Origin of the sequence: Pseudarthrobacter sp. S3 (assembly GCF_050156905.1) — a bacterium.
Classification (GTDB): Bacteria; Actinomycetota; Actinomycetes; order Actinomycetales; family Micrococcaceae; genus Arthrobacter.
In genome coordinates, this window is sequence record NZ_CP189583.1 from 2,504,942 (window position 1) to 2,526,205 (window position 21,264).

The 21,264-nt window shown below is 65.3% G+C and carries 21 protein-coding genes, 2 tRNA genes, 1 pseudogene and 1 riboswitch; of the genes and pseudogenes, 2 read left to right on the forward strand and 22 right to left on the reverse strand.

Features of this window, described 5'->3' with window-relative positions; all coding sequences use genetic code 11:
• Positions 1-31: 31 nt before the first annotated feature.
• The 3 genes and pseudogenes from ACQCSV_RS12000 to ACQCSV_RS12010 all read right to left on the reverse strand — a co-directional run.
• A complete protein-coding gene (locus ACQCSV_RS12000; RefSeq protein ID WP_354154913.1) occupies positions 32-997 on the reverse strand; it encodes a methylenetetrahydrofolate reductase in 966 nt (321 codons plus the stop codon).
• Positions 998-1,402: 405 nt separating this feature from the next.
• Positions 1,403-1,852, reverse strand: a complete 450-nt coding sequence (locus ACQCSV_RS12005) for a hypothetical protein (RefSeq protein WP_354223543.1) — start codon at positions 1,850-1,852, stop codon at positions 1,403-1,405.
• 289 nt (positions 1,853-2,141) lie between these two features.
• Positions 2,142-2,818 (reverse strand): annotated as a pseudogene (locus ACQCSV_RS12010) (AAA family ATPase); the annotation flags it as partial.
• 155 nt (positions 2,819-2,973) lie between these two features.
• Here ACQCSV_RS12010 and ACQCSV_RS12015 point away from each other — a divergent pair.
• Positions 2,974-3,171, forward strand: a complete 198-nt coding sequence (locus ACQCSV_RS12015) for a hypothetical protein (RefSeq protein ID WP_111909039.1) — start codon at positions 2,974-2,976, stop codon at positions 3,169-3,171.
• Positions 3,172-3,180: 9 nt separating this feature from the next.
• Here ACQCSV_RS12015 and ACQCSV_RS12020 read toward each other — a convergent pair whose 3' ends face one another.
• The 7 genes from ACQCSV_RS12020 to ACQCSV_RS12050 all read right to left on the reverse strand — a co-directional run bounded on the left by ACQCSV_RS12020 (position 3,181) and on the right by ACQCSV_RS12050 (position 9,750).
• Positions 3,181-4,065, reverse strand: coding sequence for a carbohydrate ABC transporter permease (locus tag ACQCSV_RS12020; RefSeq protein WP_354223540.1), 885 nt, complete (start codon positions 4,063-4,065; stop codon positions 3,181-3,183).
• Positions 4,062-4,979, reverse strand: a complete 918-nt coding sequence (locus ACQCSV_RS12025) for a sugar ABC transporter permease (protein WP_354223538.1) — start codon at positions 4,977-4,979, stop codon at positions 4,062-4,064. Before ACQCSV_RS12025 ends, ACQCSV_RS12020 begins: the two co-directional genes overlap by 4 nt.
• A gap of 3 nt (positions 4,980-4,982) precedes the next feature.
• Positions 4,983-6,332, reverse strand: a complete 1,350-nt coding sequence (locus tag ACQCSV_RS12030; RefSeq protein WP_354223536.1) for an extracellular solute-binding protein — start codon at positions 6,330-6,332, stop codon at positions 4,983-4,985.
• A 119-nt stretch (positions 6,333-6,451) separates the two neighbouring features.
• Positions 6,452-7,654 carry an ROK family transcriptional regulator gene (locus ACQCSV_RS12035; protein ID WP_354154916.1) on the reverse strand — a complete coding sequence of 401 codons (1,203 nt, stop codon included), beginning with the start codon at positions 7,652-7,654 and terminating at the stop codon, positions 6,452-6,454.
• 178 nt (positions 7,655-7,832) lie between these two features.
• Positions 7,833-8,993: a class I SAM-dependent methyltransferase gene (locus ACQCSV_RS12040; RefSeq protein WP_426938501.1), complete on the reverse strand. Its 1,161-nt coding sequence runs from the start codon at positions 8,991-8,993 to the stop codon at positions 7,833-7,835.
• A gap of 17 nt (positions 8,994-9,010) precedes the next feature.
• On the reverse strand, positions 9,011-9,319 hold the full coding sequence (locus ACQCSV_RS12045; protein WP_426938502.1) for a hypothetical protein: 309 nt from the start codon (positions 9,317-9,319) through the stop codon (positions 9,011-9,013).
• 77 nt (positions 9,320-9,396) lie between these two features.
• Complete coding sequence (locus ACQCSV_RS12050; RefSeq protein ID WP_354154918.1) at positions 9,397-9,750, reverse strand: zinc ribbon domain-containing protein YjdM; 354 nt, start codon at positions 9,748-9,750, stop codon at positions 9,397-9,399.
• An 84-nt stretch (positions 9,751-9,834) separates the two neighbouring features.
• Here ACQCSV_RS12050 and ACQCSV_RS12055 point away from each other — a divergent pair, with 84 nt between their 5' ends.
• A complete protein-coding gene (locus ACQCSV_RS12055; RefSeq protein ID WP_354154919.1) occupies positions 9,835-11,151 on the forward strand; it encodes a cyclopropane-fatty-acyl-phospholipid synthase family protein in 1,317 nt (438 codons plus the stop codon).
• Between the two features lie 99 nt (positions 11,152-11,250).
• Here ACQCSV_RS12055 and ACQCSV_RS12060 read toward each other — a convergent pair.
• The 12 genes from ACQCSV_RS12060 to thiD form a co-directional block, all read right to left on the reverse strand.
• Positions 11,251-11,326, reverse strand: a tRNA-Ala gene (locus ACQCSV_RS12060).
• Positions 11,327-11,470: 144 nt separating this feature from the next.
• Positions 11,471-11,543: transfer RNA gene (locus tag ACQCSV_RS12065), tRNA-Ala, on the reverse strand.
• A 100-nt stretch (positions 11,544-11,643) separates the two neighbouring features.
• Complete coding sequence (gene rsfS / locus ACQCSV_RS12070; RefSeq protein ID WP_185260756.1) at positions 11,644-12,045, reverse strand: ribosome silencing factor; 402 nt, start codon at positions 12,043-12,045, stop codon at positions 11,644-11,646.
• Between the two features lie 48 nt (positions 12,046-12,093).
• Positions 12,094-13,416, reverse strand: coding sequence for a hypothetical protein (locus ACQCSV_RS12075; RefSeq protein ID WP_426938503.1), 1,323 nt, complete (start codon positions 13,414-13,416; stop codon positions 12,094-12,096).
• A gap of 7 nt (positions 13,417-13,423) precedes the next feature.
• A complete protein-coding gene (gene nadD / locus ACQCSV_RS12080) occupies positions 13,424-14,053 on the reverse strand; it encodes a nicotinate-nucleotide adenylyltransferase (protein ID WP_354154941.1) in 630 nt (209 codons plus the stop codon).
• Positions 14,054-14,093: 40 nt separating this feature from the next.
• On the reverse strand, positions 14,094-14,324 hold the full coding sequence (locus ACQCSV_RS12085) for a hypothetical protein (protein WP_354154921.1): 231 nt from the start codon (positions 14,322-14,324) through the stop codon (positions 14,094-14,096).
• Between the two features lie 75 nt (positions 14,325-14,399).
• On the reverse strand, positions 14,400-15,752 hold the full coding sequence (locus tag ACQCSV_RS12090) for a glutamate-5-semialdehyde dehydrogenase (RefSeq protein ID WP_354154922.1): 1,353 nt from the start codon (positions 15,750-15,752) through the stop codon (positions 14,400-14,402).
• 26 nt (positions 15,753-15,778) lie between these two features.
• Entirely contained in the window at positions 15,779-16,927 is a 1,149-nt protein-coding gene (proB, locus tag ACQCSV_RS12095) for a glutamate 5-kinase (RefSeq protein WP_354154923.1), read from the reverse strand.
• Positions 16,928-16,937: 10 nt separating this feature from the next.
• Positions 16,938-18,527: a GTPase ObgE gene (gene obgE, locus ACQCSV_RS12100; protein WP_426938504.1), complete on the reverse strand. Its 1,590-nt coding sequence runs from the start codon at positions 18,525-18,527 to the stop codon at positions 16,938-16,940.
• Between the two features lie 115 nt (positions 18,528-18,642).
• Positions 18,643-18,906: a 50S ribosomal protein L27 gene (gene rpmA / locus ACQCSV_RS12105; protein WP_056340543.1), complete on the reverse strand. Its 264-nt coding sequence runs from the start codon at positions 18,904-18,906 to the stop codon at positions 18,643-18,645.
• A 61-nt stretch (positions 18,907-18,967) separates the two neighbouring features.
• Positions 18,968-19,276 (reverse strand): 50S ribosomal protein L21, encoded by a 309-nt coding sequence (gene rplU / locus ACQCSV_RS12110; protein ID WP_018773353.1) that lies wholly within the window; start codon positions 19,274-19,276, stop codon positions 18,968-18,970.
• A gap of 272 nt (positions 19,277-19,548) precedes the next feature.
• Complete coding sequence (thiD, locus tag ACQCSV_RS12115; RefSeq protein ID WP_426938505.1) at positions 19,549-21,147, reverse strand: bifunctional hydroxymethylpyrimidine kinase/phosphomethylpyrimidine kinase; 1,599 nt, start codon at positions 21,145-21,147, stop codon at positions 19,549-19,551.
• Positions 21,130-21,227, reverse strand: a riboswitch (TPP riboswitch). (Overlaps the previous gene by 18 nt.)
• Positions 21,228-21,264: the final 37 nt, after the last annotated feature.

The following is a 21,264-nucleotide window of genomic DNA, read 5'->3' on the forward strand; positions in this document are numbered from 1 at the left end:
AACTGTGAATGGTCTGGCGGATGTTGGAAGGTCAGCTGGCGAGCTGGCGCCGGAGGGTGGCGCTGCGGCGGCCACCTGAACGGGACTGGCGCGGAAGTGCCAGCTTGTCCAGCACCTCCAACGCGCTCTGATGTTCGTTGAACGTGTAGATGTGGATACCGGGCGCGCCGGCATCGAGGGCCGCGTTGGCCAGGTCCACCGTGGCCCGGACACCGATCCGGAGGCGTTCGGAATCAGTGTCCGCGGCTGCCAGCCGGGCAAGGAGTTCCGGTGCCGGCTCAACGCCTGTCAGTTCCCCGAGCCGTGTGACCCGGCGCAGGCTGGTGAGCGGCATAACGCCCGGGATGATGGGGATGGTGACCCCGGCCCGGCGTGCTCGGCTTATGAGGTTTGCGTACTGCTCGGTGTGGAAGAAGACCTGGGTGATGGCAAAGTCGGCGCCGGAGCGCTGCTTGGCGAGCAACACCTCGACGTCGTGTGCTTCGCTGGGTGATTCCGGGTGCCGGGTGGGGTAGGCGGCGACGCCCACGGCGATCTTGCCTGCACACAGAAGGGCCGACCGCCGCTGTTCAACCCGCCGGATGAGTTCGATCAAGTCCTGCGCATACCGCAGTGACCCTGCGGCAAGCGGCGCACCGCCCTTGGGCTGGTCGCCCCGGAGGGCCAGGATGCCCCGAACCCCTGTGTCCAGGAGGTCGCCGATGATCTCTGCCAGTTCCTCCGGCGTGTTGCCAACGCAGGTGAGATGGGCCAGCGGTCGGAGCGTGGTTTCCAACAGGAGCCGGTTGATGAGTTCGACCGCGGTGTCCCGGTTCGAGCCACTGGCACCGTACGTGACGGAGACGTAGTCCGGTTCGGTGGTTTCCAGTTCCCGGATGGTGGTCCAGAGTGACTCGGCCGCAGCCGGCGTGCGGGGCGGGAAGAGCTCGTACGAGAGCGCCACGGGGGCGGTCTCGGAGAGATTCGGATGCGTTTCGATAAGGCTTGGCGGTGACATTTGCGTCCTTGGCTTTGGGCCATTGCCGGATACCGGTCAGCAAATGTGACGGTGGTGCCGGGAATGAATTTGAGTTTGGGAACACGAAAAACTCCACAGGGACGCAGCCGCGACTGTTACGCCTGTAATGAAGTTGTCCGTGAGCAAATGTCAGGCCCACATGGGGGCACCCACACCCTCCACAATCGGAGGATCGCTGACACGTTACCTCGGTAACTTGTTTAGAAGTCTAGGAGCCCGCGGGGCACCCTTCAAGTCGGCTACCGAATTAAGACGCAGTTTTACGGCGCGGTTCGTCCTGGTGCAGAATTTTGTTCGCCGTTTTAGTCAAAGAATTCATCGGGGCATACTGCGGGCCCGGCAGCTTTGGCCTGTTACCCGGGCCGGTCGACGCCCGGTCCGAAGTCATCGTCCCGGATCAGCGGGAAGCTCGTCCTGCCCAGGCTGTTCGGACGGTTGCGGACTGGCCTTGTCCGCCGCCGCTGCATCGGCCTTTTGCTGCAGCCGTTCCGCCGCCTGTCCCAGCTTCTCCCCTGCGCCGTTCTCCTCTCCGGCGGTTTCGAAGCAACCCTCCGGCGCAGCCTTGACCACGGCAACACCTTCGGCGAAGAGCCGGGCCGCCGCCGTCGGATCTTCTGCAGTGGCCTGGGCGTCCCCAAGGCGTTCGATGGTGAGCGCCAGGTTGACCCGGACGACGCACTCGTCGGCCGTGCCCGCCAGGGACAGTGCCTCCTCGAAGCGTTGGCGGGCGGCAGCGAAGTCGCCCGCAAGGAACAGCCCGTCACCCTCGGCGAACGGCGCCATCTGCGGTTCGACGAAGTTGGCCATCCGCAGTCCGGCCGCAGCATCCGCCACGGCGCCGGCGTCCCGGCCGCGAAAGACCGGGCAGCAGTGTCGGCGAGTATGCCCACGCTGAGCCGTTTGGCGGACAGGCAAAGGACCAGAAGTGCGGGACGTGCAAGCCACCACAACAGCCGACGACGCCGCTCCGGCCGGTCCCGTGAGTTCACCGGGGCTGCCGGTTTCTGCGGTGTCGGCTTGGGCGGTGCCGGTTTGGGCGCTGGCCGCATCATGTGCGGACTCCCTCTTCCGGCCGGAGCTGCCGCCATTGGCGCAGCACAACGTCGCCATCCGCCGCTGCCCGTTCGAGCACGCCAATGACGGCGTCCAGTGAGGCGGCGGCCGCCGGCTTCTGTTCCGCGCTGAAGACCCCGGCGTCAATCCGGCGGATGATTTCCGTTTCCTCGGCCGGCGTGGGGTAGTCCAGCACGTCTTTGAGCATAAAACGGTCCATCTGCGCCTCAGGCAGCTGGTACGTGCCTTCCTGCTCGATGGGGTTTTGGGTGGCCAGCACCATAATCGGGGACGGCAGCCGGTATTCCTCTCCCCCGATGGAGGTCTGCCGCTCCTGCATGGCCTCCAGCATGGCGCTCTGGGTCTTGGCGCTGGACCGGTTGATCTCATCGAGCAGGACGATGTTGGCGTGCACCGGCCCCAACTGGGTGATGAAGGTGCCCTTGGCGGCGTCGTAGATCTGGGTGCCCACGATGTCGCTGGGGAGCAGGTCGGGCGTGCACTGGATCCGGCGGAACTCTGCGCTCACTGCTTCGGCCACCGTCTGCGCGGCGGTGGTCTTCGCCAGCCCCGGAACGCTTTCCAGCAGGATGTGCCCGCCGGTCATCAGGCCCACCAGGAGGGATCACGCAGCCGCGCCTGGCCCACCACCTTGGCATCGAAACTGCGGGAAATGTTCGCCACCACCTGCTGTGCCCTGGCCAGTTCCGCCGGGTCGATTCGTGCGGGCGCACTGGTCTGAAGCAGTGGATTTCCCCCTGATGGCTGGTGGTCTACGGATGTTGCCCTGGGTGTGCTGCCGTGCGGCTCCACTCCGTCCGCCATCCTATCCAAGCCACCTGCAGGTCAGGCCGCGATGGGGACCCCTCCCCATCGCGGGTCGGCGGGTCTATTCTGGTGGAATGAGCCAGCTACCAGCCAGTTATCAGGAGTATCTCGCAGGAAAAAGCGAGAGTTTCATCAACACCGTTCGGCCCATCCTGATGCAGTCGGCGGCGGATCAGGCCCACGGTGTGCGGGTGCTCAACCTGCCTCACGGACATCAGGCACATCTGGACGATTCCATCCCGTTTGGGACTGTCATCGAGGACATCGACTGAAGCCGGGCGTCAGCCCTTCACCGCACCCGAGAGCGCGAAGGAGCTGCCAGCGCCCCTGGCCACGATGACGTACAGGGCCAGCACCGGGACTGAATACAGGATGGAAAAAGCGGCCAGCTGCCCGTACGCCACTGCGCCGTGCTGTCCGAAGAAGCTGAAGATCGACACCGCCGCCGGCTGACGGGCCTCGGATAGCAGCAGGACGAACGGGACGAAGAAGTTCCCCCAGGCCTGGATGAACACAAAAATGAACACCACACCCAGCCCCTGCCGCATCAGGGGCAGGACGATGGTCCGCAGCGCCGTCAATCCTGACGCACCGTCCACCCAGGCCGCTTCCTCCAAAGACACCGGGACGGCGTCCATAAAGTTCTTGGTCATCCAGATGGCCATGGGCAACGTGGTAGTGGCCATAAAAAAGATCGTGGCAGGCATCGAATCCAGCAGTTGAAGCTGCACAAACAGCCCATACACCGGCACCATGATGGCCGTGATGGGAAGGCAGGTTCCAAACAGGACGGTGTACATAAACGGCTTGTTGAACCTGGACTGGTAGCGGGACAGCGGGTAGGCCGCCAGGACTGCTGCCACGAGGTTCACGGCGGCCGTGCCGGCGGACAGCACCATGCTGTTCCAAATCGGCTGGAACAGCAGCCCCGGTGTCATGATGGCGGCAAAGTTATCCAGGGAGACCCGACCCGGGAGCCTTGCCTCGTGTCCGGCGGAGGCATCAAGGGACGCAAACACCAGCCAGAGCAGCGGCAGGACAAAGCAGGCGCCGATCAGGGCCAGGGACACGTCCGCTGGCAGCCGGGCACGCCGCCGGGCACGGGAAACCGCGCCCGTCCCGGACCGCAGCTGCCCCCGCGCGGAGGTCCCCGCCGTCGTCGTCATGGTTTGCTCTCCCGCAGGAGCCGGACGTAGGCGGCACCGAACACCACGCCAATGAGGATCAGCACCGACGCCACCGCCGTGCCGTAGCCGATGTCGCCGAACTTGAAGGCCTCCAGGTACGCCAGCACCGGCAGCGTAGTGCTGGCGTTGGCGGGACCGCCCGCTGTCATCACCCAGATGAGGGTGAACACCGCCAGCGTCTGCAGGGTGATGAGCATCAGGTTGGTGACGATGCTGCCGCGGATCATGGGGATGGTGATGAAGGCCAGGCGCTGCCAGCCACCGGCGCCGTCCATCAGTGCGGCCTCCGTGACCTCACCGGGGATGTCATTGAGGGCGGCCCGGTACACCAGCATGGAGAACGCCGTGCCACGCCAGGTGTTGGCAAGCAGGACGGCGACCATCGGGAACGAATACAGCCAGTCGGTCTGCCCGAGCCCCAGCCCGCCCAGCAGCTGGTTCAGGGTCCCGTCCCGGCTGAAATAGGCGTAGGCGGCGAAGGCGGCCACGATTTCGGGCAGCACCCACGCAGCCACCACTGCAGTACCGACGACGGCGGCCACCGGTCGGCGCGCCCGCCGCATCAGCACCGCGAGGGTGAGCCCCAGCAGGTTCTGGCCCAGGATGGCAGAGCCGCCCACGAACAGGACCGTCAGGCCCAGCGAGAGCGGCAGCATGGGGTCCGAGAGGAGCCTGGCGTAGTTGTCGAACCCGATCCAACCGGGACTGCGGGCATTGCGGCCGGTCAGGGCTGCATTGGTGAATGACGCGTGGAAGGCCCACAGCACGGGTCCGGCCAAAAAAACCAGCAGGAGAACCGCGGCCGGCAGGACGGGGAGCAGCCGTGCCTGGCGCCGGAGTCCGGTGCGACGCCGCCGGTGGCCGGTCTGCTCACGCGTAAGGAAAACCCCCACAGGCTACTTGGCGACGGTCTTGGCCTCACCCACGATGCCCTTCACCGCCGTGTCATAGTCGGCGGCTGCCTGCTCCGGGGATTTCGCCCCGGTAATCACGGCTTCCGTGGCCTCCTGGACGGCCGCGGAGATCCGGGGGTAGTCGGCAGTTGCGGGACGGTAATGCGTGACGGCCACAAGCTCGGACACGTCCTTCACAAACGGGTTGGCTGCCTGGTAGCCGGCGTCGGCGGCGACGTCCTTCCGCACGGCGATCTGGGAGTTGGCGATGTTAAAGGCCAAGGAATTCTTCTGGTTCAGGGCCGTGGCGAGGAACTCAAACGCGAGGGCCGGGTTTTTGGTCTCCGCCCCTACCGCCAGGGTCCAGCCGCCGGACATACTGACGCCGCCGGGTGCCTGCCCGTTCTGGGTGGGGAACGCCGTCACGCCCATGTCCTGCCCGTACTCGGCCCATTCGTAGCTGCCGCCCTTCTGCCAGAACGACGGCGTGTAGGACCCTTCAACGGTGGCGCCCATCCTGCCCTGCGGCAGCCATTCACCGAAGACCTTCTTCCACACATTCGCGTCGAGGGCCTCCGCCGGGGAGACGGCCAGTTTTTCGTCGTACAGGGTCTTGAGGAACGCCAATGAGTCAGTAAACCCCGGGGAACCGACCACCCACTTCTTGGCGTCGGCGTCGTAGAGTTCGGAATCCGTTCCGTAGAGCAGTTCGTAGAAGCTTTGCATCACCGTGCCTTCGCCCGTGGCCTTGCCGGCGTACATGTTGAACGGCACTACGGTGGGATCGCTGGCCTTGATTTTGCGGGCAGCGTCCAAAATGTCCTGCCAGGTGCGGGGCTCCCACGGGACGCTGACGCCGGCAGCGGTAAGCACCTTTTTGTTGTACCAGATACCGCGGGTGTCGGTGCCGATCGGAACGGCGTATGTGCCGCCGTCGTCCCCCAGGCCGGCCGCTTTGGCGCCGTCATCGAAAGTATCCCAGTCCTCCCAGCCCGCGAGGTGGCTGTCCAGCTTCAGGAGGTAACCGGCGTCAACGTCGGAACGGACCTTGAAGGTGTCCTCATAGAACACGTCCGGGGCCGTGGCGGGCGAACGGAGGGCGAGGGCCAGCTTGGTGCCGTAGTCGTCGTCTTTCGCCTGGATCGGCTCCAGGGCGACCGTGACGCCGTGGTTGGCGGCCTCAAACTCCTGTTTGGCCGCCTGGAAGAGCGTGTCCAGGGCAAGGAACGAATCGGTCTTTTGGTAGACCACCTTAAGCGTTTTGGTTTCCGCGTCGGGGGCGCCAAGGGAACACGCCGTCAGCATTAAGCCCGCCGCAGCGAAAATTAAGGTGATCTTAAGGGCGCAACGCATAATGCTCCATTCAGTCAATGGCTGCCGTCCCCTGTACCTGCGGGCCCCAGCCGCGGCGATATCCACATGCTAGATGGGGCTCCTGCCACTGGCAAGGAGACCCCGGTCAGACGTCCGGTTCAGACTTCCAGGAGAAGCCGCTGGGCCCGGGGCGCCAGCGTATGCTCCAGGACCAGACAGGCTGCTCCAATGGCGCCCACGTCCTCACCGACACCCGTCCCGACTACCTCGATGGTGTGGATCAGGCGGGCCGCGCTGTTGGCGTCAACCAGTGCCGGGATCTTGGCCAGGTAACGGTCAGCGATCCGGCTCCAGAACGGCCCGCCGAACACCACCCGTTCCACATCCAGCGTGTTGGTGACCACGGAGACGGCCCGGGCCACCAACACGGCTGACGTGTCGATGATCGCCAGGGCCTTGGGGTCGCCGGCATCGGCGAGGTCGCACAGCTGAGCAAAGCTCTGCTGCACTTCGGCGCCGCTGGCGTCCTTTCCGGAGCCGTCCAGAATACCGGCGGCCACGGCCTCGGCGACGAGCACCTGCGGGATGGCCGAGGACTTTACGCAGCCGCGGAGGCCGCAGTCGCAGAGCGGGCCATCGGGATCCACCACAATGTGGCCGATCTCGCCCGCATTCCCCGAGGTTCCGCGGACAACTTCATCGTTGAGGACGATGCCGCAGCCGATCCCGGTTCCCATGTACATAAAGATGAAACTGCCCGAGCCGCTGGGCCCGCCGGCCCATGTTTCGGCGACGGCGGCGCTGGTGACGTCCTTATCCACGAGGACGGAATAGCCCGTGGCCTTGGCCAGCGCGTCCCGGAGTTCCACACGGTCCCAGCCCGGCAGCAGCGGCGGATCCACCACGGTGCCATTGTCCAGGTCGATGGGTCCCGGCGCGGCCAGGCCCAGGCCGGCGATCCTGCTGGTGTCCACGCCGGACTCGGCGACCAGCTGTTCGATCTCGGTGGCCATGGTGGACATGACGGCGGCGGGATCATTCCCGCCTGGTGTTTTGATCCGTGAATGCTGTACAACGGCGCCCACAAGATCGAGGACCACGAACGTGGTGACGGCGGGGTCCAGATGGACGCCAATGGCGTACATGCCGCCGGGATTGAGGCGTAACATGGTGCGCGGTTTGCCAGGGCCGCTGCCTTCTTTGCCGGCTTCGACGATCAGGTGCTGGTCCAGCAGGCGGCGGGAGATGTTGGAGATAGTCTGCGGCGAGAGGCCCACAATCTGGGCGAGCTCCACGCGGCTCAGACCTCCGGATGACCGGCGGATGGCATCGAGGATGACCGTGAGGTTAAAGTCCCCCATGCGCGGAAGATTAGTCCCGCGCCGTGGCGCCGAGGACTGGCGGATTTCTGGCACGGTCTCCCCTAGGTCTTCGGCCGCGTGTTCATGATGTCTGAATGGTACGTTACCTCCTGTTCAACGCCCAGAGCCGGAGGTCGGGCCGCGTCGCGGCCGGGGCGCCACGTTGGCATGCCGGCACCTACGGCCGTCGGGTGCTGACCGCCACCGTGAACTTTGGATTGCCGCCCTTCACAGTGGTGGGACCAACCAGCCGCTCCAGCGCCGGGAGGTACTGCAGGTGCCGGTTGAAGACCGTCCACAGCTCCCCGCCCGGGGCCAGGACCCTGGCGGCTGCCTCAAACAGTTTGATGCCCGCACCGGCATGCACACTGGCGCCCAGGTGAAAGGGCGGATTCAACAGGACCAGCTCGGCGCTTCCGGCGGGGAACGTGCTCATCGCGTCATCCTGGAGGGCGGTAATCCGGTCCTCCAGGCTGTTGGCCTGCGCCGTGGCCCTGGCGGAGGCGACTGCGGCTGCGGACCGGTCCGTTGCCGTGACCCTGGACGCCGGGTTCTGGCGGGCGTACATGGCGGCGAGGATACCGGTGCCGCAACCCAGGTCGATGGCGTGCCCGGCCGGAGGCATCTCCGGCAGGAACGTCAGGAGAAACCTGGTCCCGATGTCCAGTTTCGCTCCGGCAAAGACGGCACCGTGCGCAGCAACGTCCAGGTCCAGTTCAGCAAGACGTTCGACGGCGGGACGCCACTGGTGCGTCTCAGCTGGCCGGGCGCCGCTGGCCAGGATCAAGCGCGACTTCTGCCGCGCCAGCTGCGGCTGGACGGTCTCGAAGTGGCGTTCCAGGACTGCGTTCATTCCCAGGGACATGTGCTTGATCCGCCCGCCGGCGAGCAGCACCACGCCGCGGGCGGCATAGCGCGCCACGGCGGCTGCGATTTCTTCAAGCTCTGCCAGCGTCCGCGGCAGTTGAAGCAGCACCAGCTCCGCGCCGGCGAGCAGCTCCTCCCCCAGCGGCAATTGTTCGAACCCCGTGGCGTCAATGGCCCCGGGGGCTGCGGCTTCGAAGCCCAACCCGGCGGCGTTGTTCCGCAGGGCGCGCTCCCCGGTGATGAGATCCTCGTGAACGCGGACCCGCCGGACCCCCAGGGCGCCCAGTGCACCAAGGGTGAGGGCACCGTAGCGGTCCCCGATCACTGCCAGCCGTGCGTCCGGTTCCGTGCGCGCTTCGGCGGCTTCCACCAGGAGCCGGTCTGTGGCGTCCCAGGCCTGGAGGTTCGGGGCTTCGACGTCCGGGTGGCGCCGGAGCGTGCCGAAAATGTCCTCAAGAGCGTTCTGTGCCACGGGTTCCTGCGATCTGGTCAAGTAGTGGTGGTTGATGCGGTTGGTGCAAACGCGGGCAGTTTGAGGATCGCCGTGGCGGCCGCCCGGCCCGCCCTGTTTGCTCCGATGGTGGACGACGCCGGCCCATGACCCACCAGACGGACGCGCCGCTCAATTGCCACCCGGGTCTTTTCCATGGCGATGCCGCCGCCGGGTCCCCTGAGGTGCAGCCGCACCAGGTGTTCGAGCTCGGCACGGAGCAAGCTCCCATCGGGGAGCCGGACGCCGTCGGGCTCTACGGCGGTGAACATGGGCCGCCGGTCCAACGCACCCCGTTGTGCCGCCACCCACAGTGCCGATGACCACTGTGCCGATGACCACAACGTCTGTGGTTCCGTTGTCCATGCTCGTGGCCGCTTTCCTGCTAGACCTTCTTCACCACAGAGGATTTGAGCTGCATCGGTCCCACACCGTCCACTTTGCAGTCGATGTCGTGATCGCCCACACCGTCCATCAGCCTGATGCCCCGGACCTTGGTGCCTACCTTGATGACACCGGAGCTGCCCTTGATTTTCAGGTCCTTGACCACCGTGACGGTGTCGCCGTCGGCGAGGATGTTCCCCACTGCGTCCTTGATGACCCGCGGCCCGGCCTCTGGCGTGGCCTCCGCTGCCTCGGCGGTCCACTCGTGGCCGCATTCCGGGCAGACCAGGAGCGCACCCATTTCGTAGGCGTAGGCACTGGAACATTCGGGGCATGGCGGCAACGTCTCATTCACTCCCCCATGATAATCGCGCCGCTGCGCTGACAGGCGCGCGCCGCCGTCGTACTGTTGGCCCTAGGCAGACGAAAGGCGAGGACCATGACAACGGAAAAAGGGGCAGCGTCGCTGCTGGCCAACGCACTGGGCATCGTGCTGGGCACGGCGGAGATTCCCCTGCGCCTCCGGGCGTGGGACGGTTCCGAGGCGGGGCCGCCCGACGCCCCGGTCCTCGAGTTCAGGTCACGCCGGGCCCTGCGCCGGATCCTGTGGTCACCCGGGCAACTCGGGCTCAGCCGCGCCTACGTCGCCGGGGAGATCGACGCCCCCGGCGACATCTTTGCGGCCTTCACTGCGCTCAGCTCGGTGGGAAAGTTTTCCGAGCCCGGCCCCTTCCGGCCCCTGACTCCGCGTGAACTCGCCACGCTGTTCGGGACGGCTGTCCGGCTTGGCGCGGTGGGCGCCAACCCTGCTCCGCCGCCGGAGGAAGCAAAGGTCACGCGGAAGGGCCGGCTCCACACCCGGCAGCGCGACGCCGCGGCCATCTCGCACCATTACGACGTCGGCAACGACTTTTACGCCCTCGTACTGGGACCGTCGATGGTCTACTCCTGCGCCGTGTGGGCGGACGGACCCGACGGCGGCGTCCCCGCCGGCCGCGGCCTTCCGGCCGGACTGGATGAGGCACAACAGGCCAAGCTGGACCTGGTCTGCCGGAAGCTGGGGCTGCGGCCCGGGATGAGGGTGCTGGATGTGGGCTGCGGCTGGGGCAGCTTCGCGTTGCACGCGGCGCAGCACTACGGCGTCACGGTGGTGGGGGTGACGCTCTCCACGGAGCAGGCCGTGCTCGCACGCAAACGTGCGGCCCACGCCGGTCTGACGGAAAACATCGATATCCGGGTGCAGGATTACCGGGATATCTCCGACGGGCCGTTCGACGCCATCAGCTCCATCGGGATGTCCGAACACGTGGGCCGGGAACAGACACCCCACTACGTCGACGTGCTGCACGGCCTGCTCCGTCCCGGCGGCCGGCTGCTCAACCACGCCATCTCGTGGAACGCCGGGCGTACCAAGCCTGATCCGGATTCTTTCATTCCGCGCTATGTCTTTCCGGACGGCGAGATGATCAGCCTGGCCGAGATGGTCAGCTCGCTGGAGACCGGCGGGTTTGAGGTGCTGGACGTGGAGGCCCTGCGCCAGCACTATGCGCTGACCCTGCGGGCGTGGGTGCGCAGGCTCGAAGCGAACTGGGACGAAGCCGTCCGGCTCACCAGCCTGGGCCAGGCACGCGTGTGGCGGCTCTATATGGCCTCAAGTGCCCTTGGCTTTGAAACCGGGATCACGGGCGTCAACCAGGTACTGGTCCAGCGTGCGGGCGGAGACGGGCCGCCGCTGCGTCGGAGTGAGTGGATCTGAGCTTTCACTACCCGGGTGCCTACCGCTCCGGGCTCGCTCAGGAAACAAAAAGGAGCCACCCGGCCGGGTGGCTCCTTTTTTACGGACCATGGTCCTGTTTGGTGGAGCTGAGGGGACTCGAACCCCTGACCCCCTGCATGCCATGCAGGTGCGCTACCAGCTGCGCCACAGCCCCAAACTTCTGCTCTACAAGCGGTGCAGACCGCCCGAAGCAACCTGATCAGCTTAATAGAATTCTGCGCGGTGCGCCAATCGGTAGGTGAGTTTTCCTGCCATAAAAAAATCCGCCGGAATCTTTCGATTCCGGCGGATTATCCGGTGGAGCTGAGGGGACTCGAACCCCTGACCCCCTGCATGCCATGCAGGTGCGCTACCAGCTGCGCCACAGCCCCGGACCTTCGTTACTCCGCGGTCTCCCCGGAGCAACTCAAATATCTTAGACCAGCTTTTCCGAAAATTCCAAATCGGGCATATTCGGGCCCGCGAGGCCTGCTATTCGGAGTCGGAAGCCGCCGTCGTCTTGGCTGAGGTGTCTTCGCCCAGCTGCAGGTCAACTACAGGGCAGTCCTTCCACAGACGCTCCAGGGCGTAGAAAACGCGGTCCTCTTCATGCTGGACGTGGATGACGATGTCCGAGTAATCCAGCAGCACCCAGCGCCCGCCGGAGCGGCCTTCGCGGCGTACCGGACGGAGGTCCTGCTTGGAAAGTTCTTCTTCGATGCCGTCAACGATGGCGTTGACCTGGCGCTCGCTCGGCGCGGATGCGATGAGGAAAACGTCTGCCAGCGCCAGGCGTTCGCTGACATCGAGGGCCACGATGTCGTGGGCGATCTTGTCCGCGGCGGCCTTGGCGGCTTGGCGGGCAATGGCGATGGATGAATCTGTTGCAGTCATGGGACTCCTTGTAGTTTTCTAAAGCTTCGTAAAAGGGGCGTTACCTTGTCAGCCGGAGATGCCGCTGACAATGAGGATGACGCCGGAAATAAGGGCCACGATCCCAAAAGCCAGAACGAGGACCTGCATGAGCCGGAGCCGTTTCGCGCGGGCCAGGCCTGCCGTTGCCGCATCCAGCGGCTCCAGCCCGTGTGCTGACCGCGCCGGGATGCGCGGCAGGTCAGCGAACAGGTCGTCCGGCTCCCCCACCGGCGTATCAGCCATGACGGGCTGGACGGGGACGATACGTTTCGGCGCCGTGGCCGCTCTGGCAGCAGCTTCCGCCCGGGCGATCACCCTGGAACGGCCCGAAGCGGCTGCCTGCGCAGAACCCGCGGCCGGCGCCGTTGAAGCAGTGGACGGCCGGCGGCCCTTCCCGCCGGCCCGGACCCTCGGTCCGGGCTGGGTCATCAGTGGCACGTAGGAGGTCGCCGGGGGTTTCATCACAGGACGGTCGATGCCGGGTACCCGCACAAATTCCAGCGGCGTCACCATGGCGAGGTTGTCGGCGGTGGCCGGGCCAGTCTGGGGAACGGATTGGGTGGCCTGCGTGGTGGCAGCCTGGGTGGGCGCTGGTACCGGCTGCGCAGGGGCAGCCTGTTCGGCCAGCTTCTGCTTGGCCATTGCCCGGCGGTTGAGCACCGCCGCACGCTCGGCCAAGGCGATCTGTTCCGCAAGGATGTCCGGATCCACGGCTTCGGGGTCCAGCGAGGCGATGTGTTCCATCTTGGCCAGTTGGTTCCTGGCCTGCTCGGCGATGAGGGCGCGGGCCGCGAGAGCCTGTTCCACGCTCATGCCAGCCGGAATACCTGAATCCTTGTTCGGCGCGGAGGGCCCGGCATTTTCTGCGGATACAGCGGTGCCGTGACCCGGCTTCGACGGGCCTGGCTTGGCTTGACCTGGCTTGGCTTGACCCGGTTTGGCCTGGCCCGGTTTGGCCTGCCCTGGCTTAGGTTGGCTCGGCGCAGGTTGGCTTGGCAGGGGCTGCCCCATGGGAGCGGGAATGATGGGATTGGCCGAAGTGACGGCCTGTTCCTTCAGTTGCTGGAGCCGCAGCTGCCTGCGGGTCGGAGGGCCCCCAGCGGAAAGCTGGCCCTCTTTCTCTTCAAGTTCCTTGATGGCACGAAGGGCCGCGCGGTCGCGGGCCCTGATCTGCGAGGACCGCTGCGCCGGGGTCTGCTCGGGGACGGAGTCCACCGGGGTATCAGCCGCGCGCCGTTGTTTTGAGGCAGGCGAAATCTGGCCCGGGCCGTTGGACCCGGGAGCCGTGTTCTCATCTCTGGCCTGTCGCAGTTCGCGGCGGCTGCGGACGGGGGGCTTTTCCTGACTCATTGAGGACTCATTCAGTACTGGCTGGCTCATCTGTTTCGGTAGTTCGGACGTCCACGGGATCTGATCCCTCGGCGTACAGACCATATTTGGCGATGTATTGGACCACTCCGTCCGGCACGAGGTACCAAACGGGGTTGTTCCCGGCTACGCGGACACGGCAGTCCGTGGACGAGATGGCCATGGCGGGCACCTCGAGAAGGCTCACGTCTTTGCGGCCCATGCCATCAAGCACATGTCCTGGCCGTGTCACGCCGACAAAATGCGCCAGGGACCAAAGCTCGTCAATGTCTTTCCAGGACAGGATCTGCGCCAGCGCATCCGCGCCGGTAATGAAGAACAGATCCGCATCCGGACGCTGGGTCCGGAGATCCCTCAAGGTATCAATGGTATAGGTGGGACCGGGCCGATCAACATCCACCCTGCTGACGGTGAACCGGGGGTTTGATGCCGTGGCGATCACCGTCATAAGGTAGCGGTGCTCAGGCTCGCTGACCTGCTTGTGCGACTTCTGCCACGGCTGCCCCGTGGGGACAAAGACCACTTCATCCAGGCCGAACTTGGCGGCCACCTCGCTGGCTGCAACAAGGTGGCCGTGGTGGATAGGATCAAACGTCCCGCCCATCACGCCCAGCCGCAGCCGCCCCTGCGCACCGTCACGGTGCAGAACACGCGAAATGTCAGTGGCCTTGGCCGTGGTCGTGCTTGTTGGGGTGCTGGCGGTGCGGATCAGCGTGCTCGTCCGTTACCGCATGCCGGTTGCCCAGGTTGGAGTAGGACCACGTCACGAACATCAGCACCAGCAGAATGGCGAAAATGGATACGCCGAAGACCCACGGCTCAGCCCAGATCGGAGCGGGGGCGTGTTCCCCACCTTCGGCAACGGTCATGGCAATCTGCTGGAGTAGCATTTTCTCCCCTAAGGCTCAAGGATGTGGCAGCGGATTGTCCCGCCGTTCCGGACTTCTGTCTATATTACCGCGTTGCTACCCGCGGATCTGGCCCTCGCCCTGAACGATCCACTTAGTGGTGGTCAGCTCAGTCAGTCCCATGGGGCCGCGCGCGTGCAGCTTCTGCGTGGAGATGCCAACCTCGGCACCCAGGCCCAGCTCACCGCCGTCAGTAAACCGCGTGGACGCGTTGACGATCACCGCCGCCGAATCAATCTCGGCGATAAACCGTTCCGCGTTAGCGAGGTTGTTAGTAAGGATGGCTTCGGTGTGGCCCGTGGTCCAGGTCCGGATGTGCTTCACGGCATCATCCAGGCTGTCCACCATGGCCACGGCGAGGTCCAGGTCCATGTACTCGGTTGCCCAGTCCTCATCAGTTGCCGGCTCGGACTCAATAGAGGACGGCAGGGCCGCCCGGATGCGCTCGTCGGCATGGAGCGTGACGCCGGCACCGCGCAGCGCGGCGGCCACAGCGGGCAACACAGTGGACTTCGAATGGACCAGCAGGGTCTCCACGGTGTTGCAGACACTGGGCCGCTGGGTCTTGGAGTTCAGGAGGATCTCCACCGCCATGTCCTCGCTGGCGGATTCATCGATGAAGATATGCACATTGCCCTCACCGGTCTCGATGACCGGCACGGCGGCGTTCAGCACCACGGACTGGATCAGGTCCCGGCCGCCGCGCGGAATCAGGACATCAACCCGGCCGCGGGCACGCATCAGCGCATTCGCACCTTCACGGCCGAACTGGTCCACAGTCTGAATGGCGTCCGCCGGCAGCCCGACGGAGTGCAGGGCTTCGCGGAGGATCTGGACCAGTGCTTCGTTGGTGAAAGCGGCCGCAGTACCGCCGCGGAGGATGACGGCGTTCCCGCTCTTGAGGCCAAGTCCGGCAATATCTACCGTAACGTTAGGGCGGGCCTCGTAAATGGCGGCCACCACTCCCAAGGGCACGTTGATCTGGCGCAGGCGCAGCCCATTGGGCAAGGTCTGGCCGCGGACGACGTTTCCTACCGGATCCGGCAGGCTGGCCAGGTTCTCCAGGGAAGCGACGAGCCCGTCGATCCGGGTGTCAGTCAGGGTGAGGCGGTCCAGCAGGGCCGCCGACGTGCCGTTGGCTTTGCCGGCCGCAACATCCTTGGCGTTCGCGGACAGGATCAAGTCCTTCCGCTCCAGCAGTGCAGCACCGATTGCCCGGAGGCCACTGTCCTTCAAGGCGCGGTTGGCTCCGGACATCTGGCGGGCAGCCTGCCGTGAGCGGTCAGCGATGATGTGGACGGCTGCCTCGACCTCCGCCGGAGTGGGGGTACTCCCCCGTTCCGGCCCGGAAGGAACCGCGTTCGAATTGTTGGAAGTGCCAGGGGCTTGGGAAATCAGTGCCTCAGTCATCCTTCAAGTCTAGGCGAGCGGACCGCTCAGACCAGCACCAGGTCGTCGATATGGACAACCTCACGGTCGAAGCCGCGGCCCAGGGACTCGCCCAGTTCCACTGTGGAGCGGCCCAGCATCTGGGGCAACTCTTCGGAAGAGTAATTCACCAAACCGCGCGCGATGACGGTACCGTCGCCGGCCACCATCTCGACGGCGTCGCCGGCTTCGAAGGTGCCGTCCACCGATGAAATTCCGGCGGGGAGCAGCGAGTAGCGATTGTCCCGCACAGCATGCACGGCGCCGTCGTCAAGAAAGAGCCGGCCCTGGACATGCGCCAGATGGGCGAGCCACATCATCCGCACGGACTTCCGGCCGCTGTTGACGGTGAACCAGGTCCCCACGTCTTCACCGGCCAGGGCGGCTGCGGCGTTCGCGGTGGAGGTGACCAGCGCCGGGATGCCGGAATCGGCGGCCATGATGGCAGCCTCGACCTTAGTCTGCATTCCGCCGGTGCCTACGCCTGCCTTGCCCGGCTTCCCGATGGTCACTGCCTCAAGATCTTCGGGGCCGTCCACCTGGGAGATGCGCTTGGCGCCCTTGGCGGGCGGACCATCGTATATCGAGTCGACGTCGGACAGCAGGATCAGGGCGTCAGCACGGACCAGATGGGCCACTAGCGCTGAGAGCCTGTCGTTGTCGCCGAAACGGATCTTGTGCGTGGCAACGGTGTCGTTTTCGTTGACCACCGGCACCACGCCGAGGTTGAGGAGGCGGTTCAGTGCACGGAACGCGTTCGCGTGGTGGCTGCGACGCATGAGGTCATCTGCAGTCAGCAGCACCTGGCTGACGGTGACGCCGTGGGCGCCGAATGCGTGCGTGTAGCGCGCCATGAGCAGGCCCTGGCCCACGCTGGCGGCGGCCTGCTGGGTGGCGAGGTCGCGCGGGCGCTTCACCAGACCGAGGGGGGCAAGCCCTGCGGAAATGGCTCCCGAGGAAACCAGGATAATTTCCGCGCCGGCGTTATGTTTGGCGGCCAAAACATCTGCGAGGGCGGTGAGGGACTCTTCCGAAATGCCGCCCTTGATGCTGGTCAGCGACGACGACCCTACCTTGACAACAATCCGGCGGGCCCGGGCGAGCACACTGCGGTCGTCTTTGGGTTCCTCGATGATTACGGCGGAATTTTCGGTCATTTCAGTGGCCTCACTCGTCATCTTCAACGCCCAGTCCACTTTCAGTGACCGGCTTGGCAGCGCGGCGGCCGCTGACCGATTCGGTCCAGATCCCGGCCTTGCGCTCTGCCTCGAGTTCGGCGCGGGCGGCGGCCTTGGCCTCCCGGCGTTCGACCTGCTCGTCCCGCTTCTGCCCGCGGGTAGGCCTGTCGCCAATGTCGGCGAAGCGGACGTCGGTGCCACGTGGCGCCGCCAGCAGTTCCGCGCCGGCCATCATAGTGGGTTCCCAGTCGAAGACAACGCCGTCGTCCTCGCCGATTACCACAGTGTCGCCCGGAGTGGCGCCCTGCTTGAACAGTTCATTTTCGACGCCGAGCTTAGCCAGCCGGTCGGCGAGGTAACCGATGGCTTCCTCGTTAGTGAAGTCGGTCTGCTTGACCCAGCGGACGGGCTTGTCGCCCAGTACGCGGAAGAGCGGCTCGAGGTTCTTTTCCTCGCGGCGGATCTTGAAACCGGATTCGTTGACAGCCCGGGGCCGCAGAATGGGCGGCTGGACCTTGGGCGGGGCGGCCGCGAGAGCGGCACGGGCGGCCTGGACGATTTCCGCCATGGCGAAGCCCAGCTGGCGGAGACCCTCGTGGCTGGTAGCCGAGATCTCGAAGACCCGGTAGCCGCGTGACTCGAGTTCCGGGCGGACAAATTCAGCCATGTCCTTGCCGTCCGGAAGGTCTACCTTGTTCAAGGCGACCAGGCGCGGGCGGTGGTTCAGCGGAACCACTTCGCCGTCGGCACCCGCGAAGCTCATGTCTACGGAGTACTTTTCCAGCTCGGCCTCGATGATGGCGAGATCCGCCAACGGGTCACGGTCCGATTCAAGCGTGCCGCAGTCCAGTACGTGTACCAAGGCGGCGCAGCGCTCCACGTGGCGCAGGAAGTGGTGGCCAAGACCCTTGCCTTCGCTGGCGCCCTCGATGAGGCCCGGGACGTCGGCAATGGTGAAGCGGACGTCACCGGACTGGACAACACCCAGGTTCGGGATCAGGGTGGTAAAGGGGTAATCAGCGATCTTGGGCCGCGCGGCAGACATGGCCGCGATCAGGCTTGATTTGCCGGCAGAGGGGAAACCCACCAGTGCGATGTCCGCGATGGACTTCAGTTCCAGGACTATGTCACGGGTGTCACCCTCGATGCCCAGCAGGGCGAAGCCTGGGGCACGGCGCTTCTGCGAGGACAGTGAGGCATTGCCAAGGCCGCCCAGACCACCGGCAGCCGCCACGTATTCGGCGCCTTCGCCGACGAGGTCCGCCAGGACGGTGCCGTCCTTGGCCTTGACCACGGTGCCGTCCGGTACGGGCAAGATGAGGGTTTCCCCGCTCTTGCCGCCGCGCCAATCACCCATGCCGGGGCCACCGTTGGTGGCGTGGCGGTGCGGGGCGTGGTGGTAGTCCAGCAGCGTGGTGGTCTGGTGATCAACGCGCAGGATGACGTCACCGCCATCGCCGCCGTTGCCGCCGTCGGGACCGCCCAGGGGCTTGAACTTCTCCCGGTGAACAGAGACACAGCCGTGGCCGCCGGTACCGCCGGATACGTGCAGTACTACCCGGTCTACAAAGCTCGCCACGTGGATCTCCTCAGTGCTGTTTCCGGACGCCCAAGGGCGCCAAGATGATTGTAATGCGGTTAAAAGAATAGTGGAGCGGACCAAATGGCCCGCTCCACCGTTTCAGAACTATTTGTTACTCTGCAGCTGCAGCAGCAACGATGTTGACAACGCGGCGACCGCGGCGTGTGCCGAACTGGACGGCTCCCGGTGCCAGTGCGAACAGTGTGTCGTCGCCGCCACGGCCAACGCCAGCGCCCGGGTGGAAGTGGGTGCCACGCTGGCGGACAATGATCTCGCCTGCGGAAACTACCTGACCACCGAAGCGCTTGACGCCGAGGTACTGGGCGTTGGAGTCACGACCGTTGCGAGTGGAACTCGCGCCTTTTTTATGTGCCATTTGAAATGCCTGCCTTTAAATTCTGGGGAATCTGCTGAAGAACCTGAACAGTAACGAAGAGTTACTTGATACCCGTGATCTTGACCTTGGTCAATTCCTGACGGTGACCCTGGCGCTTCTTGTAACCGGTCTTGTTCTTGAACTTCTGGATGACGATCTTCGGACCACGGAGGTCTTCGAGGATCTCAGCCGTAACCGTTACCTTGGCCAGGTCCGCAGCAGCAGAGGTGACTTTGTCACCGTCTACCAGGAGCAGTGCGGGCAACTCAAAAGTGCTGCCGGCTCCACCGGGGACGCGGTTCAGGGTAACGAAGTCTCCAACGGAAACCTTCTCTTGGCGGCCGCCTGCGCGGACAATCGCGTACACCACTTGGGAACTCACTTCTCTCGACGTTTATTACTAAATTTGCGTGCTGAACCCGATTCAATAATCGGCCGGGTTCTCGCTGTGCCTCAACGCCGTGGGGTCGTAACCCAAGTGTTGGCGTAAGCACCGAAGATCTAGAATACGCTAATTTTGCCTTCGGCCGCAAATGAGGCTGGTTACGGTCGGTTGTCTGTGCTAGGACCCATAAGCAGGTACTGCACTGACAATCCGAAACCGTGCCTGACTATCGTACAGGCCACGCGGGCCCTTGACTGTCAGGAATGAATTCGCGGCGCGTCGAAGAATTCCACTTCGAACCGGCACGACTGCCTGAACGCCACGAGCATCGCCGCACGTTCATCCGCGGAAGCGCTCCGGCCGGCCTCGTCAGCCAAGGCGATGGCGTCGCGGGTGGCCTGCGCGAAGTCCTCGTCAGCGTAGGCCCGCAGCCAGTCGGCATAGGGGTGTTCCTTCGGTGCACCGGCGGCCAGGAACTCCGCGTGGAGGGTCTGTCCCACCTCGGCGTACAACCAGAAGCACGGCAGCACCGCAGCGACGAGGACCGCGTAGCTGCCGGAGGCCGAGGCTGCCAGCAGGTGGTCCACGTAGGACTTGGTGACTGGGCCAAGGGCGGAGTCCACCGTCCTGGTGCTCAGCCACGTGCGGTGCAGCTCGGATTCGACCTCAAGGCATTGCCGGGCAGACTTTGCCCAGAACGTCTGCGCGGCTTCCGTGGGCGCCAGCGCACTGGCCCGGGCCAGGACCCGCGAATAGCCGTTCAGGTAGATGGCGTCCTGCGCAAGGTAGTAGCCGAACTCTTCCTCAGCCAACGTGCCGCCCGCCAGGTCGCGGATGAAATCCAGCCCGTAGATGGCCGCAAGATCCGGCGCCGACGCCCGCTGGAGCGTCTGGGCGAATTCGCCGGCTGCCGGAACCTGTTTCATGTGGTGGAAGTGGTTGATGGGGCCGTGGCCACCGCCCACCTCCAGCTGATCAGCGGCCTGCAGTGCGCCGACCAGCCAAGGCTTCACTTGCCGTAGCGCGGATTCCCAGTTCCCCAGCCTGGCCTGGGCCGTAGCCATAGCCGACGACAACGAGCAGCCGGTGCCGTGGCTGTTGCGGGTTGGGATCCTGTCACCGCTCACTTCCACTACCTCCTGGGCGAGCAGCCCGGCGGCGTTGACCAGGGCATCCGGGCACGCACCGCCGTCGAGATGGCCGCCCTTGACCAGGACCGTGGCACCGGCCGCGGCGGACAACCGCTGCCCCTGTCCGAGCGCATCAGGCCAGTCCCGCGCCTGCGGCTCCCCCACCAGGATGGCCAATTCGGCCAGGTTGGGGGTGATCAGGTCAGCGAGCGGGAGCAGCTCCCGCAGAGCTGCCTCGGCAGACTCCTGCAGCAGCCGGTCACCGCTCGTGGCCACCATCACCGGATCGAGAACGACGACGGCGGGACGCGCCTTTTCCAGCCAGTCCCGGACCACGCCAATCACCGCAGCATCGCCGAGCATGCCGATCTTGACCGCATCGATGGTGATGTCGTCGCTGATGGCGTCCAGCTGCTGGCCCAGGAAGGATGCCGGCGGCACGTGAACCGCCTGCACCCCCTGGGTGTTCTGGACTGTCAGTGCAGTGATGGCCGCCATGCCGTAGCCGCCAAGAGCCGCAATGCTTTTGAGGTCGGCCTGGACGCCCGCGCCGCCTGACGGGTCCGATCCGGCAATGGACAGCACCCGCGGGACGTCACGCAGCACCTGGACGTTGCCAGACCGGCCTGGCGCAGGCCGGACCTCACCCTGGTTTGCTGAGATATCCGGCAGAACCGCCGCGGGCGTTGCAGGAGGAAGGACAGAACTTGAAGCCAAAGGAGACATCCCTTCGCCGGTGCTAGCCGGACAGGTTCAACGGGTGTGGATCTCAGCCGGCTCTCTGCGCGGCACCCCGTGTCAGTCACCAGCCTAGCGTCCCTCGGGATTTAACGCAGGACGCCC